Source organism: Hydrophilobacter chitinilyticus (assembly GCF_049860745.1).
Lineage (GTDB): Bacteria > Pseudomonadota > Gammaproteobacteria > Burkholderiales > Burkholderiaceae_C > Rhodoferax_B.
In genome coordinates this window covers 120934-136584 of record NZ_CP187561.1, presented here as the reverse complement: position 1 = coordinate 136584, position 15651 = coordinate 120934, and the positions used below count along the sequence as shown (strand labels likewise).

At 58.4% G+C, this 15651-nt stretch carries 17 protein-coding genes; 8 read left to right on the top strand and 9 right to left on the bottom strand.

The features are described from left to right. Positions 1-924 (top strand): DMT family transporter, encoded by a 924-nt coding sequence (locus ACPWMG_RS00625; protein WP_483302735.1) that lies wholly within the window; start codon positions 1-3, stop codon positions 922-924. A 19-nt stretch (positions 925-943) separates the two neighbouring features. On the opposite strand, the gene ACPWMG_RS00620 is transcribed toward ACPWMG_RS00625, so the two are convergent. After that, the gene (locus ACPWMG_RS00620; protein WP_483302734.1) at positions 944-1810 is read right to left on the bottom strand and encodes a LysR family transcriptional regulator; all 867 of its coding nucleotides are present in this window, start codon (positions 1808-1810) and stop codon (positions 944-946) included. 140 nt (positions 1811-1950) lie between these two features. Here ACPWMG_RS00620 and ACPWMG_RS00615 point away from each other — a divergent pair, with 140 nt between their 5' ends. From ACPWMG_RS00615 to ACPWMG_RS00600, 4 genes are read left to right on the top strand one after another with little or no spacing between them, the layout of a single operon-like run. Then, positions 1951-2739 carry an enoyl-CoA hydratase/isomerase family protein gene (locus tag ACPWMG_RS00615; RefSeq protein WP_483302733.1) on the top strand — a complete coding sequence of 263 codons (789 nt, stop codon included), beginning with the start codon at positions 1951-1953 and terminating at the stop codon, positions 2737-2739. After that, a complete protein-coding gene (locus tag ACPWMG_RS00610; protein ID WP_483302732.1) occupies positions 2736-4280 on the top strand; it encodes an AMP-binding protein in 1545 nt (514 codons plus the stop codon). Before ACPWMG_RS00615 ends, ACPWMG_RS00610 begins: the two co-directional genes overlap by 4 nt. Before the next feature lie 11 nt (positions 4281-4291). After that, a complete protein-coding gene (locus tag ACPWMG_RS00605; RefSeq protein ID WP_483302731.1) occupies positions 4292-5269 on the top strand; it encodes a Bug family tripartite tricarboxylate transporter substrate binding protein in 978 nt (325 codons plus the stop codon). Between the two features lie 4 nt (positions 5270-5273). Then, entirely contained in the window at positions 5274-6059 is a 786-nt protein-coding gene (locus ACPWMG_RS00600; protein ID WP_483302730.1) for an enoyl-CoA hydratase/isomerase family protein, read from the top strand. A 262-nt stretch (positions 6060-6321) separates the two neighbouring features. On the opposite strand, the gene ACPWMG_RS00595 is transcribed toward ACPWMG_RS00600, so the two are convergent. Next, positions 6322-8532, bottom strand: coding sequence for a bifunctional diguanylate cyclase/phosphodiesterase (locus tag ACPWMG_RS00595; protein WP_483302729.1), 2211 nt, complete (start codon positions 8530-8532; stop codon positions 6322-6324). 759 nt (positions 8533-9291) lie between these two features. Between ACPWMG_RS00595 and ACPWMG_RS00590 the strand changes: the two genes are divergently transcribed. After that, the gene (locus ACPWMG_RS00590; RefSeq protein WP_483302728.1) at positions 9292-9681 is read left to right on the top strand and encodes a hypothetical protein; all 390 of its coding nucleotides are present in this window, start codon (positions 9292-9294) and stop codon (positions 9679-9681) included. Between the two features lie 386 nt (positions 9682-10067). On the opposite strand, the gene ACPWMG_RS00585 is transcribed toward ACPWMG_RS00590, so the two are convergent. The 4 genes from ACPWMG_RS00585 to ACPWMG_RS00570 form a co-directional block, all read right to left on the bottom strand. Then, positions 10068-10736 carry a hypothetical protein gene (locus ACPWMG_RS00585; protein ID WP_483302727.1) on the bottom strand — a complete coding sequence of 223 codons (669 nt, stop codon included), beginning with the start codon at positions 10734-10736 and terminating at the stop codon, positions 10068-10070. Positions 10737-11019: 283 nt separating this feature from the next. Then, entirely contained in the window at positions 11020-11400 is a 381-nt protein-coding gene (locus ACPWMG_RS00580) for a response regulator (protein WP_422832669.1), read from the bottom strand. Positions 11401-11442: 42 nt separating this feature from the next. Then, a complete protein-coding gene (locus tag ACPWMG_RS00575; protein WP_483305155.1) occupies positions 11443-11904 on the bottom strand; it encodes a spore coat protein U domain-containing protein in 462 nt (153 codons plus the stop codon). Between the two features lie 546 nt (positions 11905-12450). Continuing rightward, complete coding sequence (locus tag ACPWMG_RS00570; protein WP_483302726.1) at positions 12451-12747, bottom strand: hypothetical protein; 297 nt, start codon at positions 12745-12747, stop codon at positions 12451-12453. Positions 12748-13012: 265 nt separating this feature from the next. On the opposite strand from ACPWMG_RS00570, the gene ACPWMG_RS00565 reads away from it, so the two are divergent. Further along, positions 13013-13426: a response regulator gene (locus ACPWMG_RS00565; RefSeq protein WP_483302725.1), complete on the top strand. Its 414-nt coding sequence runs from the start codon at positions 13013-13015 to the stop codon at positions 13424-13426. A 126-nt stretch (positions 13427-13552) separates the two neighbouring features. On the opposite strand, the gene ACPWMG_RS00560 is transcribed toward ACPWMG_RS00565, so the two are convergent. Beyond that, positions 13553-13870 (bottom strand): helix-turn-helix domain-containing protein, encoded by a 318-nt coding sequence (locus ACPWMG_RS00560; protein WP_483302724.1) that lies wholly within the window; start codon positions 13868-13870, stop codon positions 13553-13555. Between the two features lie 515 nt (positions 13871-14385). On the opposite strand from ACPWMG_RS00560, the gene ACPWMG_RS00555 reads away from it, so the two are divergent. Next, a complete protein-coding gene (locus ACPWMG_RS00555; protein ID WP_483302723.1) occupies positions 14386-14595 on the top strand; it encodes a hypothetical protein in 210 nt (69 codons plus the stop codon). Between the two features lie 101 nt (positions 14596-14696). Here the strand turns inward: ACPWMG_RS00555 and ACPWMG_RS00550 are convergent, their stop codons facing one another. Both ACPWMG_RS00550 and ACPWMG_RS00545 read right to left on the bottom strand, forming a co-directional pair. Then, entirely contained in the window at positions 14697-14996 is a 300-nt protein-coding gene (locus ACPWMG_RS00550) for a hypothetical protein (RefSeq protein WP_483302722.1), read from the bottom strand. After that, positions 14965-15561 carry a helix-turn-helix domain-containing protein gene (locus tag ACPWMG_RS00545; RefSeq protein ID WP_483302721.1) on the bottom strand — a complete coding sequence of 199 codons (597 nt, stop codon included), beginning with the start codon at positions 15559-15561 and terminating at the stop codon, positions 14965-14967. Before ACPWMG_RS00545 ends, ACPWMG_RS00550 begins: the two co-directional genes overlap by 32 nt. Positions 15562-15651 lie beyond the last annotated feature (90 nt).

The following is a 15651-nucleotide window of genomic DNA, read 5'->3' as shown; positions in this document are numbered from 1 at the left end:
ATGCGTCAGCCATCACACCTCGCAGGCTGCCTGCTTTTGGTGGCTGCCATGGCGGGGTTCTCGTTGTCAGATGTATTGGTGCAAAAAGCCGGCGTCGGTTTACCAGCCTTAGAACTGGCGTGCCTGCGCTACGGCATGTTGCTGCTCACGGTGTTGCCGCTGCTCGCCCGCCAGCGCGGCCTGTGGCGTTCGCAACGCCCGTGGCTGCAAGTGGCACGCGCCACCGGGCTGGTGGGTTCGGCCGTCTTGTTTTTGCAAGGCTTAAAAACACTGCCGATTGCAGAAGCCACAGCGTTGGTGTTCGCCTCGCCACTGTATGTGACCATCCTCTCTGCGTTGCTGCTACGCGAACGCATGCGCCTGTGGCGCAGCCTGCCCGTTCTGCTGGGTTTTGTGGGGGTACTGGTCGTGGCTCAGCCAGGGGCGGCAGGGGTCAACCCCGCCATGGTCTATCCACTGTTGTCATCTGCCGCTTGGGCTGGTGCAGTCATTTGTACGCGCCTGTTGGGCGGCTCAGACTCCACCGGCACCACGATGTTGTATTCGTCGGCATTGGGTGTCTTGGTGCTGTCGCCCGGTTTGGCAAGTGCCGATTTCGGTGTGATGGTGTTGCACTGGCCGTGGCTGTTGGCCATGGCCGCCAGTTGGTGCGTGGCCCAGTGGATGGTGGTGCTGGCCTACCACCAGGCCACCCCTTCGGCCATTGCGCCGTTTTCTTATACCCAGTTGATCTGGGCAGGGCTGCTGGGTTGGCTGATGTTCGACCAAGTGCCCGCGCCGCATGTCGCCACCGGCATGGCCGTGATCGCGCTGAGCGGAGCGCTTGCAGCGGCAATGGCCCACCGCACATCCGTAACCCAGGCGGTAGGCGTCAGAAAATACGCGAGCGGTTCGCCAACGGCACCAACCCGTCTAAAGCGATAGGCCAAAGCCGCTCGACGCATCACATCCCATCAAGACATTCCACAAATGCAGTCGTCAGTGCGGACTCTGCCTGCTGTTGTGCCATCAGGATGTAGCGTGCAAACCTTACTTCAGGTTCGAATGGCAAAGCCTTTATGCCGGTGAGTTCCAGGTGGCGCACGACGAGCGGATTAACCACGCTCACGCCCAAGCCTAAGCCCACCATGCGGCAGATGACGGCCTGGTAGGGGGCATCTAACGTCAGTCGTCTCTTGTCAGGGTTAAAAGCAGCATCGACCACCGCACGCGTGCCGTCACCCTGGGTCAGCGAGATGAACGGCTCATGGTCCAGGTCCGAGCTTTGAATCGAGCGTTTCTTCGCCAGCCGATGACCTTTGGGCACGATGCACACGCCCTCTTCCTGGGCCCACAACGTGGCGTTCAGCCCCGGGGTGTCATCCAGGTTGGTGACCAAACCCATATCGACGTAGCGGTTGGCGGTCCACTTCGCCACCGTCGATGAGTCGGCTGTGTGAATCGAAACCGATGCTTCAGGGTACTGGCTGCGAAAGGCGCGCATGGCCTCAGGCATGACACTCATGGCCAACGAGGCCACAGCTCCAATGCGCAGCGTGCCTGTGCCGATTTCGCGAATCTGCTTGGCCGAGTCGGTCAGCGCTTCCATGCCAAGAAACCAGCGTTGCACCGACTGGAAGAACGCCTCTGCCTCGGGCGTAGGCGTCAGGCGCCCGCCAAGCCGCACAAAGAGGCGAAAGCCGACCTCGGCTTCCAGTTGCCCGATGGCCCGACTGATGTTGGGCTGCGAGGTGTGCAGTTCCTGCCCTGCCACCGTCATTGATCGCGTCAGCATCACTGCCCGAAAGGTCTCAATCAGTTTCCAGCGCATACGTTTCGTCCGTCAGTTGATGGGATCCAGTATATCTATTGAGATATGAAGTAGGCCAATAGTCTGATTTGACGACATGACAGTCGACTTTTATTCTTTCGGACATCAACCACTTACGTTCGATTTAGACGACCAAGCCCATGACTTCCTCTTCCACCATCCTCATTGAGCGCCGCGGGCCTGTTGGCCTGATCACGCTCAACAAGCCCTCCAAGCTCAATGCTTGGGACAAGCCCATGCGCGACCTCATCGTCGCCGCATTGCGCGACTTCGACCAAGACACCGCGATCGGTGCGGTTGTGATGACCGGCGCGGGCGAACGCGCGTTCTCCGCCGGGCAGGATTTCGCCGAGGCCCATGACTTCGACGCGGATGCTGCCGAGGCCTGGATCCGCGAGTGGGAGACGTTCTACGGTACCTTGCGACGCTTAAGCAAACCTATCGTGGCCGCGCTCAATGGCGTGGCTGCAGGCTCCGCGTTTCAGGTATCGCTGTTGTGCGACATCCGCGTGGGCCACGATCAAGTCACCATGGGACAACCCGAGATCAACTCCGGCATCGCCAGCATCACCGGCCCCTGGATCATGAAAGAAATCCTTGGGATGTCGCGCACGGTCGAGCTCACGTTGACCGGCCGCATGATGCAGGCCCAGGAATGCCACGAGATCGGTCTGCTGCACCATCTGGTGCCGCGCGAACAAGTGCTGGCCAAGGCGCTGGAGATCGCGGAGCATCTCGCTGCAAAGGCACCCTTGGCGATGAAGCTGGACCGGGCCTGGTTCGCCGACATGACAGAAGCCGGTTTCCGCCAAACCATCGCGGCAGCCATCCGCGCGCACCGAGCCTCTTACGCCTCCGGCGAGCCCGCTCGCAACATGGAAAGCTTCATGGCCGCACGCGGCCACGCGCAGGAAGGGGCCAAGCCATGATCGCGATGCCCTCTGTCGGTGACGAAACACTGCGCCGCATCATGGACCGCCGTGCGCTCGAAGACCCGAACCACGTGCTGCTCAAATTTCAAGACCGAAATTTCACCTTTGGTGAGATTGATGCGCAAGTCAACCGCGTGGCCAACGCATTGCTTGCGCGTGGCCTCCAGCCCGGCGACCGCGTAGCGCTGATGCTGCCAAGCCACCCGGACCATCTGGTGGCGATTCTTGCGCTGGCCAAGATCGGCCTGGTGCGGGTGCCGATCAATACCAGCTTCAAGGGCGCGTCGTTGGCCTACCCATTCGAAGCCTTCTCACCACGCGCGTTGATTGCTGATATCGCTCACAACGACGTGTTGGCAGAGGCGCTGCCCGCCAACGCCTTGGAGATGACCCTGTGGCGCGGCGGTGTAGCGGACGACTTCGCCGCCCTGCAGGCTCACCCCAATAGCGCCCCTCCAGCATTGGAGCCGGGGCCAGACGACATCATCGCGCTCACCCCAAGTTCGGGCACCACGGGAGCACCCAAGGGCGTGAACAAGTCCGACCGCACCTTGCGTGCCGGTCCCATGGGTACGTTGCGCCTCACCGGGGCACAGCCGGGTGATGTGTTCCTGCTGTGGGAGTCACTGCACCATGGCGCAGGTGTGGCTGTTTGCATCGCCGCCATCTTGCAGAAGCTGACGCTTGCCATGGTAGAGAAGTTCAGCGCTTCGCAGTTTTGGGACCAGTGCCGCCGCTATGGTGTGACGCACATCCATTACCTCGGTGGTGTGCTGCCGATGCTGCTGAAGCAGCCACCCCGCGACAACGACCGTGACCACGACGTGCGGATTGCCTGGGGCGGCGGCTGCCCCCCGGAGGTATGGGACGTGTTCTCTGCGCGTTTCGGCGTAGAGATGCGCGAGGGCTACGGCCTGTCGGAAATGATCACGTTCGTGACGGTGAACCCCCAAGGTCCCAAATTCTCGATTGGGCAACCACTGTCGTACTTCGAACTCAAACTCACCGATGCGCACGGCAACGAAGTGCCCGTAGGCCAGCCTGGCGAGATCTGCGTACGCTCTCGCGTTCCGGGACTGCAGTTCCTGGGCTACTTTCGCAACGAAGATGCCACACGGGCGGCGTGGAGCGGCGACTGGTTCTGCAGCGGCGACCTGGCGCGCCGCGATGAGGCCGGCTACTACTACTTCGCCGGGCGCCAAAAGGACACGGTGCGTCGGCGCGGCATCAACATCTCGGCCTGGGAGGTCGAGCGCGTGATCGGCGAACACCCCGCCGTCGCCGAGTGCGCTGTGGTCGGTGTGCCCAGCGAACTTGGCGATGAAGAGCTGAAACTATTCGCCCGCCTGACTGATGGCGCAGAGCTGGCACCGCAAGCGCTCGTGGATTGGTGCAAACCACGCATGCCAGCATTCCAGGTACCGCGCTTCGTCGCTTTCATCGACGAGTTTCCTAAAACTCCGACGCAACGCATCCGCAAGAACGAGCTCCCTCGCAGCCTATGCGGCGCTTGGGATGCTGAGCAACCCCGCTTCTGAACAGTACGAACATGATGAATCGATACCTCAAACAAGTTTTCGCAACCTGCGCTGCGGTTCTGGCCAGCACCGCAGCAGTGGCGCAAGACTATCCAGCACGCCAAGTCACGATGGTGGTGGGCTACGCCGCAGGTGGTGCTGTGGACGCAGTGGCACGCATGGTGGCGCAGAAACTGGGCGACGCTTTGGGCAAGCCCGTGGTGGTAGACAACAAGGCCGGTGCCTCGGGCAACATTGGTGCGCAGTTCGTGGCCAGGGCGCAGCCAGATGGCTACACCCTGCTGATGGCCCCCGTGACCACTTATGCCATGAACTCGGTGCTCTACCCCGCCACGGCCGGCTACCAGCTCGACAAGGATTTCGCGGGCATCTCGCTTGTGGGGTCGCTGCCCCTGGTGCTGGTGGTGAACGAGAATGTGCACGCGCAGTCGGTGGCCGAGCTCGTGAAGGCGGCCAAGGCCAAGCCTGGCAGCCTGGACTACGGTTCCTCGGGCAACGGCTCCATCGAGCACGTGGCCGGTGAGATGTTCAAGCAGCAGGCGGGCATCAGTATGGTGCATATTCCCTACCGCGGCGCGGCGCCTGCCATCATCGATTTGATGGCCGGGCAACTCAACCTGATGTTCGCCACGGTGACGACGGCCGTGGCCAATTTCAAGAGCGGGAAGCTGCGCCCCTTGGCGGTGACCACGCCTGAACGCATCGGCGCGCTACGCGACGTGCCCACGGCACGGGAGGCGGGTTATCCAGGCTTCGAGGTGGCGTCAGCCTACGCTCTGCTGGCCCCCACAGCCACGCCCCGCCCGGTGGTGCAGAGACTGAACCAGGAGGTCACCAAGATCCTGCAAATGCCCGACGTACAGGCACGCTTCCAGGCGCTGGGCATCGAGCGTGCGAGCTCCACCCCCGAGGAGGCCACTCAACGCCTGGGCCAGGAACTTGCCAAGTGGGGCAAGGTCATCAAAGAGAGCGCCATCAAGGCAGACTGACGATATGCATACATCTTCCAGCATCCGGGTTGACCACCAAGGCGACGGCCGCGCCCTGGTCACCATCGCACGGCCCCATCGGCGCAACGCCTGCGACTTCGCCGCCTGGACTGACCTCAAAGCCGCGTTCGAGTGCCTGGGTGCCGATCCGTCGGTCAAGCTCATTGTGCTCACCGGCGCCGACGGGCATTTTTGTGCGGGCGACGACGTCAAAGCATTCTCTGCAGTCTCCGATGAGGCGCAAAAAGACCGTTGGCGGGTGCGCATTCAGGAGTGTTATGCCACAGTGCAGGCCGCCCCCAAACCGGTGATCGCTGCAATATCGGGCGTGTGTGTTGGCGGCGGCTGCAGCCTAGCCATGTGCTGCGACTTCCGTGTGGGTGACGCTACGGCACGTGTCGGCGTCCCCGTGGCCAAGCTGGGGCTGGTCTACCCAACCATTCAACTGCAGCGCCTGGCTTGGCTGATCGGTGCATCCAACGCACGGCGCTGGCTGTACGAAGGAGCGCTTTATGATGCCGCCGAATCGCATCGTGTGGGCTATCTCGACGCGTTCGAACAGGGCGACGCGGTACAAGCCGCGTTCGCCTTTGGCGCAAACATGGGACAGGCCGCGCCACTGTCCATCGCGGGATCCAAAGCGCAGCTCAACGCTGTGCTGGCGGGCCGTGTAGAACAGGAGCGCGAAACACTCGACGCGATGGTGCAACGCGCCGACCGCAGCGAGGATTTCCGCGAGGCGGCGCGTGCCTTTTCGGACAAGCAGCAGCCAGTCTTTAGAGGCCACTAGAAGACGGTTGCTGAATGACGCAACAGGTCTGCACTCTGTCCAGTATGTAGAGCGCGTAGCCTAAGCAGTCGAAGGGGCACCGGATCCGCCGGTAGGCGTCGGCTTTGCAGCGATAGCCGCCGGTCAAGCTACCGCCGCGAACGACGCACTTGCGTAGAAAAGGCGACAACATAGGGCCTAGACAGAAATTCGATCTCTCCTAGTGCCGTTTTCTGGAACAAGGAGATGGGCATAAGTTTTTTCAGTGCTCCTCGAACGGATTTCAACCCAAAAAAATGCGGCCTTTTCCTTTTTTCTTACCGTCGAGCATGACTTGGTCGGCGCGGTTGAGGATATCAACATCTGATTCTTGCGGGGATGACAGAACCACACCGAATGTTCCGCTGACGCGCACAACGGCACCGCTTTTCAGCCGAATAGGCTCTTCAAGCGCGACGGCGATTCGTTCCAGCACCGAGCGCCATTCATCGGCGACCACTGTCGAGAGGATCAACACAAATTCGTCGCCTCCCATCCGCGCAGCTGTGTCCGACGGGCGCAAGTTAGCCAGCAAACGCTGCGCAACCTCTTTCAGTAAGTCGTCACCTGCGTCATGGCCGTGGGCATCGTTGATGGCTTTGAACCCGTCAAGGTCGAGGTAGCAGACCGCCACCCTTTTAGATTCACGCTCAGCAATGGAAAGCCCCTGCCGCAAACGATCCGAGAGCAGCAACCGATTGGGCAACTGGGTAAGGGGATCGTGAAAGGCGGTGTGTGCAAGAAGATCATGGGCCTGTTTGGCAGCAGTGACATCGACGGCCATCAAGAGGATTTGGGCGTCGTTTAACTGCACCGCACCGAAATCCACCCAGACGGAGTCGCCATTCTTCTTGACCATGCGCAGCTGCGCTCGACGTTGAGCCCCCGTCTTGAGTTGCTCGTACGCATTGCGCCCGATGAATTCGTAGGCCGCGTCGTCCACATGCACCACTCGGACCAATTGGCCGTGCAGTTCTCCCGGCGAGTAGCCAAAGAGCAGTTCAAAGCTCGGATTCACCCATGTGAAGCGACGGTTTTCCACCTTGGCCATGCCCACCAAAGCACTCTCTAGCATGGCCGTTTGTTCCCTGGCCAGGCGTTTAACCTCTGTCACATCACGACCGGCTCCGAAGATCAGGAGCTCGCCGCCGATTTCTGCAACCCTCAATTGAAGCTCAACATCGATGATAGTTCCGTCTTGTCGGCGATGTTGAACTTCCACGCGTTGGTGATCTTTGTTCTTCAGCGAAGCCAGCCAAGTCCCGATGCGCTCTACGTTTTGGTTGGCGTCCCATGTCGAGATATGTTTACCTATCAACTCCTCGCGTGTGGAGCAGAGCATTTCGGCAAAAGAGTCGCTCATCTCCACCAGCATACCGTGGCGATCGACGATGTGAATGCCGTCGCCTGCCACACGGAGAAGTGTCTGGGTCCGTTTGCTCTGGTCGGCCAAAGCTTGCATGGCGACCGACTCTCGGAGGCTGGCCCTGTACATCAGAAGCGTTGCCAAAGCCACGAGACACCACGACAAGGCGGCCAGCAAAGACACCTGCAACACCTGTTGCTCCCAGGCCTTGAAAAAGCGTGCGTGGCCAATCCCCGCGTACACCGTGAACGGCCAGCCCTCGACCGCTCTGTAGGCGGACGTACGCAATATGCCATCGCTCGCGACTTTAGACACAAAGGAGCCACTGCGTGGATCGGCCTGTACAGCCAGCCGTAGTTCATTCGAGACCGTAGTGCTGCCGACCTCAGTTGTGGCCGCGCTGCCCGGGGAGTGGCGTGCAACCAACCGCAGGTCGGAACTTCTCAGGGTGATGGCATCGCCCTCATCAAGTTCGTAACGAGAGAACATTTCACGAAAATGATCCGCTGTAGCGGTGACATAGAGAACGCCACCGAAAGCACCATCGATCCGGAGGGGACGCACGAACGCCACGACCCAATTGCCCGAGACTCGAGAACGCAAGGGACCGGCGACGATGCTCTGGTCGTCACGATGTTCCTTGGCTTGTTCAAAAAAAGCCCTATCTGAAACCTCCACTGGCGGACCAGATGGCAAGTTATTTCCCCAACGAACGCGCGCTACACCATCTGTCAATCTAAACGCTTCGACGCCACTGATCAACTTCAAGCGAGACACCAACACCGCGTTCACCAACGCGTCGGGGGCGTCACCAGGTTTGAGACGCTCGAGTTCTTCCACTGTGGCCTGCATCACAGCATCGGCACGACTCAACTCACCCGCAATACTGAGTTGGACCATGGCTGCAATACCTTCGGCGACGCCGTTTGCCTGTTCCTCGTAGGAGTGCTTTGACGCGGATAGAACTGAGTACACCAGCACGCAAAGCAGCAACGCTACCCCCGCATTCGCGACCGCAACTAAGCCGATCAATTTCTGTCGCTTGCTTGCCAAATGGTCAACAAGCACTTGGGGGTTGGCCAACGGCATGTGGCACCTCATCTTTGTCAAACTTCAACCCGCAGCAAGCGTCCGACATCGCCAGACATTGTGGCTTGCTGCTCTTACTTCAGGCTCGATCCACACCTGAAACTTCCTTGCTGCCGTCACGGATTTCGTCTACCAAGCTTGTCAGTAGGCGCGCTCCTCGTTTCAGGAACAGTCTCCAATGGTTTGAGGGGCCGTGGGCTTAGGGTATTCACGCCTCGCGCCCAACCGACATACTTTGGTCAAGATATGGCTCATTCAGACTTTGGCCAATCTGCACTCTTTTGGGGCAACTTGCCCTGCTTATTCGTGCGAATGCCGGTTGCGTCTGATTCTCTTTTGCGAACTCGTTCGGAATAGCGTGTCGACCATCTATCCCCGAAGCGCAACACCGTGCGCGTCAATGCCTCAAACGGTCACGCTACCCGTGTAATCGCAGAGAGTTTTTTTCCATGGAGGGCTTGAAAGCTAGAAATCTGGCACCTAGATGACGTGCGCATCGCTTTACCTGCAACACCTTGAAGACCTTAGAAAGGAGTTAATCATGTCGACACGGTTTGGTGTTTCCACCTCTGGCAATGCGCACCTGGCTGTAGGTGTCACACAGCCCCGCCGGGGATTGCGCTGGATGAGCGAGAGGCAAACCGAAGCTTATCTTATGACCCGTGACACCTTGCGCCGCATCCAAAGAAGTTTGCCGTCGGTACCGCCCATTTCGATCGAGGGACAGGCTGCCCAGGGACGTCCCGAAGGGAGGACGTGATGAGCGATCTCACAACGCTCGAGCGATCGCCAACGCGGGCAGCCAAGACGATCTTCACGATCCTCGGGGGCACCACCATTCCAGAACGCGCGGCGACTGTGCGGGCGCACTGCAGAGAAGGGTCACACGTAGAGCTGCGACGTCAAACCGACGCAAAAGGCGATGGCTCCCGCATTGACGTCTGGTTGGAATGCCGCTCGCTCGTGGGATTCATCAAGGCGTGGAAGAAGATTGGCCACGTTCCGCTCGACACGGCGGCGGCGCTCCTCCCGGCCGATGATGCGAATTCCACGGTCGTGGCGTATGGCACGGTGAAATCCGTATATGCCCCTGAAGGCAGAGGCGAGGCTGCGGTATCCGTGGAAATCAGCCCCCTGGCGGGAAGCTGATGAAAGCCAGCAGCACCAAACATTCTGATTTGGCACCAGGCGGCTTGAGCAATCAGGCGGCCTGGACCGCGATACGTCGCGGCTTAGCGTCTGCCTGCTTGGGTACACCTCCCGGAGTAGAACGCCACGCGCAGGATGAAGCCATACTGGTTTCACTCATTTCTTCGACGCAGCTTTCGATGCTCTTCAGTCGCCACTAGGTTTCTAAAGGCATCGAGGCGAAAAAAACCGGCTCCGAGGTGCCGGTCTTGCAGAAGACGTTACGCAGCTCAGTAACGACCGCCACCATACCCACCGGTGCCATAACCAACGTCCGAGCGTTTGCCCGCACTGTAACCAGTTGGGCTGTAACCACCGGAGCACGCTTAGCAGTGCCGGCGGCACTGTTAGCTAAACGTTTTGAGATTCTTTTGCAGAAAGAAGCTGAATGGTCTATCGGTCGCCAACTGAACCGCAGTTCGCAAAGCTTCAAGGTGACCTAAATCGCTGTGAATTAGGTAGGCCAGAGCAGCCATTTCCGACATGTTCTTTATAACCCGTGCGTCCTCCGCATCGAAACTCTTCTTCCCTTGTGAGGTAACCCACACGGTCCCCACGGGAAGGCTCTGCACGTGGAAAGGTGCTATTAAGATTTCCCGAATAGGTGGCGATATGCGCGCGGCTGATTTGTAAGCCTTACCAGGTGCCACCATCAACATTATCGAGTCAGCGCTGAGGACTGGGCCGGAGGGACTTTCGTCGTATCGAACCGTGCTGCCCAGGTACTGGCTGCACGAGCCTGCCGCCGCTTCCCACAAGAGCACATGATGGCCCGCAAGGCGCCCCAGCAAACTCACACCGGCAGAGTCTGCCTCCGTCAGCTGAAGCATCGAAAATGCCAACACGTCGAGCGCTATTTCAGGGGTTTCCCTCAACGCTTTGACGACGGAGGTGGTCATTTCCATTTCTGTCGAAAGGTCGGGTTGCTTACGGGGTCGCTTATTCAGCCGGTCATTGGCGATGACCTCTTGAAATGCCAAAGGAAATTCGGGAAAGTGAGTTACGAACTGCTGCATCTTCACCTTTCAAGAAGGGCACTCCACAGTTTCCACTTGCATCAGTGCCATGACGCACCGGAGGGCCAAGACGGCCAAGAGACTGACTAACATACCGCAGAGTTTGGCGAGTGGGTAAGAGGATATCTACCAAACAATTGGGCAGATGCCAGCTCCCTTACGGCTCCTCAGGCAAGTCCGAATGGCTAAACTTCAGCGCTCTTGCCTTGACCACACTGTGCCATCGCACGATGTCCTCAGAGTGGCTAGTAAACAAGTGCCCCACGTTCTCCGGCGCTTCGATTTATGAAATCGTTCGCTTAGATACGAGCAATTCTGAAAGCGCTGACACGTCCAACGGCTTATGTAGAAAGTGGTCGAATGCCCGTTCACGCCTCGCGTTGGCCAGCGCCATAATCTTTTCCGATACCGCGATGAGTACCGGGAACGAGCGCTGGGGAAACGCACGACGCACGGCCCGGGCAAACTCGTTTCCGCTCATGCCAGGCATCTCGAGGCTCACAATAATCACGTCAGGGGGTTGGCTTAATGCCGCCGACAACGCTTCCTGGCCACTATAAAAAGGCTGACACCTTGCTTGCGGGGCTCTTTGACTCAGCGTCATGGCCAATGCGTCAACGGCCCCACGGTCGTCGTCGAGCAGCAGAATGTTCAGTGATGTCATATCGGATTTTGGATTTCTGGTTTCCCCGGGACAGAAGCCCTATCACCACGTGAAGGTCACCTGTAGGACATCCACATAGCTGCCAGGGGACAGATTGCCCGGGTTCGTCTTGTTGATACGGCCATGCACCGGAAGTGCCATGGGCATTCCGTTGCTCGGCAACGTAAAACCGACTGGGGCTGCGTTAGCGGGGTAGGCCGTTTTGAGAGCCGCATCGCTATAGACCTCGTAGGGAAGGAAGTTGTCGCCCTGCTTCACAGCACGCGACCCGGTCCCAATGGAGGTCCCTTGCCCCGCGTTGTTCCCCGGGCTCACGGAGACCGAAAGGGATGTGATTTCTGGAGAGCAGATGATTTCAGTATTGTCGCCGCTGCCCGCGGAACCTGCAGTGACGACGCCAGTGAAGCCACGTGGTTGAACGCCAAAGTCCAAGGTCTCTAGTCCTGGGGAACGTCCCGCCGGAGCCGCGGCGCTCTTGATAAAGCACCCACCGTAAAGCACCATCTTGGCGAGCAGCTGGCCGGAAGTATTGCCAGCGGGTTGTGCGTGAAGACTGACCAGGACCGCGCCCAGGGTCACAACGGCAACTGTTGCAGCCGCATAATTTCTACAATTCATATGAACACCGTCAATCACATGACGATGCGTCCCTCAGTGTCGCCAACCCACCTTGGATGTGGGGGCTTGGGCTATAGGCCGGCAGGGGAACCTTCATCCATCCGGAGTCGTCGGTCTTCTTCAACCCGATAACCCAAATTATGTGGGCAAGGAGATGACAAACTGTGTCCCAATTGTTAAATCACAACCGACATACGGCGCAGCGACTGACAAGTTCACAACAAATCCAGTTCGTCCCCTGAAGCCAACAAGCTGCTTGCGGAACTTCCGGTCTCGCACTGGGCGTCAAGCCAGCACTAGCCATCGACTAACACCGCATGATTGAGAGTCATTCGCGGTGTCCAAGTTGCAAGCCCGTAAGCTATCGTTTGAGCAGGTCCGCATCGGGTGAGCTCCGCAAGGTTTAGCTTTATGACAGCCTCGAAGCTTTTCTTAGCGTTTACCCACTTGCTCGCTCAACTCCTTCTGGGCACTCTCAAGCGCAGCAGTTGCATCCTCTAACTGCTGACTTGATTCTTCCAACTTTTTTTCTAGCACCTCGGTACGCTCGATGGCAGCATTAACGTCGGCCGAACGAACAGAATCGGCCACCTGAGTGTCAAGAACGGCATGGACTACCTTCAACTCAAGAGCTGCGTCCTGGATGTCACCAGAAACCTTGCGGTTCGTCTTTAACACGCTGGCGACCACTGGCTGTGCCTTGGATGGGCGTACGATTCTTTTGGGCATAAGGCAATTTTACGCCGATGTAATTTGTAGATGCCGCGTCTGCTGCACTTGGACGAGTCACTTCGTCGGCTCAATATTAAGGAGGAAACCCGCGGTCCTTCATAAAACCCATCGTCTGTTGACGTCACTTGAGAGTAGTCGAAGGTGAGGAGCCGCTGCTTCAAGGATAGGCTTTTTTCCTACAAAGAAGGTTTTGGAGCACCGTCAAAATCCAGCACCCGATGAGCCGCAGCCGCCAGCAAACATTAACCTTCCGGTTCAGCCCATGCATCTTAAAGCCATCATTGTGGAAGACAGCTCGACTATCCTCGAGACGCTCATCCCTGCCATGTCGGAATTGGCCAACCTCGAGGTGATTGCGATAGCCGGAACGGCGGCCTCCGCCATCAATGCCCTCGCCCAGTACGCAAACGAGTGGGACGTGGCGGTTGTAGACCTGTTTCTAAAGCAAGGTTCTGGTCTTGAAGTGCTGAGAGCATGCAAAGTGCGAAAGATGAACCAAAAAGCCATCGTCTTGACGAACTACGCCACGGCGGACATTCGACGAAGTTGCCTGGTACTGGGAGCAGACGCTGTTTTCGACAAGTCCACAGAGCTGGACAGATTTTTTGACTTTTGCAATTCGCTCGGGAGTTCCAGACAGCAGAATGATTCTGGCCTTGGCGATATAGCCTCATAACCCAAATCTGTCTCTGACTTGGCTATGTTGAATCTCCACGAGGAGGCAGCCGTCTATTTGGTCTGGCGGCCGAACGTCGGGTATTGGCAGAGGCCCGTCATCTAAAGTTGGTTGTGGTACGGCCCATCAACGTTCAAGCTTTGCCTCTTGCCAATATTCACTGAGTGCTCGACCCGCCATGCGAAACCGCTCGATCAAAATAACCTCATCGCTCGAGAGCCCACCAAATGGTGACGTTATAGGTACGCCGGTAATCAGATAAGTGACATCGACGCCATGAGATGCCAGGGCTTCGAGATAGTCCGTATTCGGTTTTCGTATGCCGGTTTCATAGTGACTCTGCGAGACTCTTCCCACACCACCCATCGCACCGAACTTGGACTGCGTGAGGCACCAGTTTTTACGAACGGCTGTTAATCGCTCTGGAAAAGAAAGTTTTTTCATCGCACCAATTCCGACAAGTCCCCTTTGCGTACAGAGCTCAAAACTTCCGCCTCTCTCTTCTGTCACCAAAAAAACAAGCCGACCAAGAAGCAAACCCCATCACCGTTGCAGTAAACAGTGCAGGCACAGCCAGCTCTCGTCGGTGAACCATGATTGCTGAAAGGGTTCAATGATGAAACCGAGCACCGCCGCGAGCGCAAGCCTGGGGGACGACATAGACGATTCCAACACCAGTTTTCCCTGTGCGCACCCAAATAGCCGCAGTCGGTAAAGGCCGTGTGAAAACGCATCTCAGGTAACGCCACATCGAAAGTCGACCGCTCAGATGAATCCAGAGTAAATTTTCTTCAGTATGCCAAGGGTCGCCCCACCAAGAGAACCGCTGCGGAGGGCTGCCCAACGCAGGCTCAAAAGGAACCGCGATGTCAAGGCTGCAGAGTTGACAGTTGCGTCACGTTTCGCCGCCGCCTTGCCCCGACCATGGCCTTCCAGAACACCGGCAGCGAAGGGACACCATGGCACCTACCAATATCAACAAACGTGGCCTGTCCAGGAGCGCTCCGACCAACGATTATGAAATATGGTCGGGCTTCACCGGTTTTGACATGGAAACGCAGCGGACGGGCCATTTCGCACACGATACGCTAGTGGTCTTGCTCATCGCAGCCATCACACTGTGTGGTGCGGCACTGGTCGCCGCAGCCCTGTGGATGACACTGCACTAGCGACTACACGCTTCCCTCTCCTGCGCTTTACGCTCACAACGCCCATAGAGCCGGTGCAATTCCCAGAGGCCGGCTCCCTGCCCGCCATGTGCGGGCTTTTTTCAGCTTGCTTCTGATGCCTTTGCCGTGTTGGAAAGCGATGTGTCCCCCGACTTCCTTTTTTTCTTGAGGTGCTGCAGCGTCTGCCCCTCGCGGTAGATGCTCGCCAGGCCGGGACGTCCCTGTAAGCGCACGGGAGCCAGACGGAGACCCCGGGCCTTGAACCAGGCGTCTGCCAGTTCGTCTGTCGGAAATGCATCGTCTATCAGTTGCTGCGACATCAGGATGCGGCCAAATCCAGTGGAGTGGCATAGGATGGAGTTGATACGGTCAAGTGAGTCGGTCTTTCTCAGGGTTTTCATTTTTCTGAATGGATGGTGACTTGGGCTTTTCCGCTTTCGGCGTGGCCTGCCGTGGACCTTCGGGAAAGATTTGGGCCACCGTAGGCGCACCACGCACGCGCCCTGGCACCAGCTTCATGCCGACGGCACGGAACCAAGCGATGGCCTCGTCCTCTTTGGCGAAGGCTTCGTCGACCAGGGCCTGCGGCAGCACAATGCGGCGCCGTGCACCCTGGCTGGCCAAGTGCTTCTTGATGCGCACCAGGGCATTGCTGCTGGTCACCGTCTGGAACCCGGCAGCAGAACGCAGGCCGTCCACCTCGTCAAACACCTGGCCCAGTAGAGCTTCGAACATGCTGTTGTCTTCCTCGTCCAGGCAGTAGGTCAGTGCCAGCAAGGTGAGGGGATGCACCTGCAGGGTCTCCGCCAGGCTGTCGACCATGGTGAGCGAAGGTGTGTTGACGTTGCGTTCCAACATCCGGAAGTATTGGGCGGTCGCCACCGAGCCCATGTCGGCTCGTTTAAGGTCACGCGCGGCGCGCAGGAACGCCAGGGCTTTGCCGAAATCGCGGGGCGGAAATTCCATAGCAGACCTTGAGCGATAACCCCGAAGGAGTAAGTAATCTGAAGCACGCTTCTTCGCGCTACACCGCCTAGATTACCAGTTGCATGCCCC

Excerpts from the sequence above, each read along its gene's own strand:
- ACPWMG_RS00625 (WP_483302735.1), top strand. The coding sequence starts at position 1 with ATGCGTCAGCCATCACACCTCGCAGGCTGCCTGCTTTTGGTGGCTGCC.
- ACPWMG_RS00620 (WP_483302734.1), bottom strand. The coding sequence starts at position 1,810 with ATGCGCTGGAAACTGATTGAGACCTTTCGGGCAGTGATGCTGACGCGA.
- ACPWMG_RS00615 (WP_483302733.1), top strand. The coding sequence starts at position 1,951 with ATGACTTCCTCTTCCACCATCCTCATTGAGCGCCGCGGGCCTGTTGGC.
- ACPWMG_RS00610 (WP_483302732.1), top strand. The coding sequence starts at position 2,736 with ATGATCGCGATGCCCTCTGTCGGTGACGAAACACTGCGCCGCATCATG.
- ACPWMG_RS00605 (WP_483302731.1), top strand. The coding sequence starts at position 4,292 with ATGATGAATCGATACCTCAAACAAGTTTTCGCAACCTGCGCTGCGGTT.
- ACPWMG_RS00600 (WP_483302730.1), top strand. The coding sequence starts at position 5,274 with ATGCATACATCTTCCAGCATCCGGGTTGACCACCAAGGCGACGGCCGC.
- ACPWMG_RS00595 (WP_483302729.1), bottom strand. The coding sequence starts at position 8,532 with ATGCCGTTGGCCAACCCCCAAGTGCTTGTTGACCATTTGGCAAGCAAG.
- ACPWMG_RS00590 (WP_483302728.1), top strand. The coding sequence starts at position 9,292 with ATGAGCGATCTCACAACGCTCGAGCGATCGCCAACGCGGGCAGCCAAG.
- ACPWMG_RS00585 (WP_483302727.1), bottom strand. The coding sequence starts at position 10,736 with ATGCAGCAGTTCGTAACTCACTTTCCCGAATTTCCTTTGGCATTTCAA.
- ACPWMG_RS00580 (WP_422832669.1), bottom strand. The coding sequence starts at position 11,400 with ATGACATCACTGAACATTCTGCTGCTCGACGACGACCGTGGGGCCGTT.
- ACPWMG_RS00575 (WP_483305155.1), bottom strand. The coding sequence starts at position 11,904 with ATGGTGCTTTACGGTGGGTGCTTTATCAAGAGCGCCGCGGCTCCGGCG.
- ACPWMG_RS00570 (WP_483302726.1), bottom strand. The coding sequence starts at position 12,747 with ATGCCCAAAAGAATCGTACGCCCATCCAAGGCACAGCCAGTGGTCGCC.
- ACPWMG_RS00565 (WP_483302725.1), top strand. The coding sequence starts at position 13,013 with ATGCATCTTAAAGCCATCATTGTGGAAGACAGCTCGACTATCCTCGAG.
- ACPWMG_RS00560 (WP_483302724.1), bottom strand. The coding sequence starts at position 13,870 with ATGAAAAAACTTTCTTTTCCAGAGCGATTAACAGCCGTTCGTAAAAAC.
- ACPWMG_RS00555 (WP_483302723.1), top strand. The coding sequence starts at position 14,386 with ATGGCACCTACCAATATCAACAAACGTGGCCTGTCCAGGAGCGCTCCG.
- ACPWMG_RS00550 (WP_483302722.1), bottom strand. The coding sequence starts at position 14,996 with ATGAAAACCCTGAGAAAGACCGACTCACTTGACCGTATCAACTCCATC.
- ACPWMG_RS00545 (WP_483302721.1), bottom strand. The coding sequence starts at position 15,561 with ATGGAATTTCCGCCCCGCGATTTCGGCAAAGCCCTGGCGTTCCTGCGC.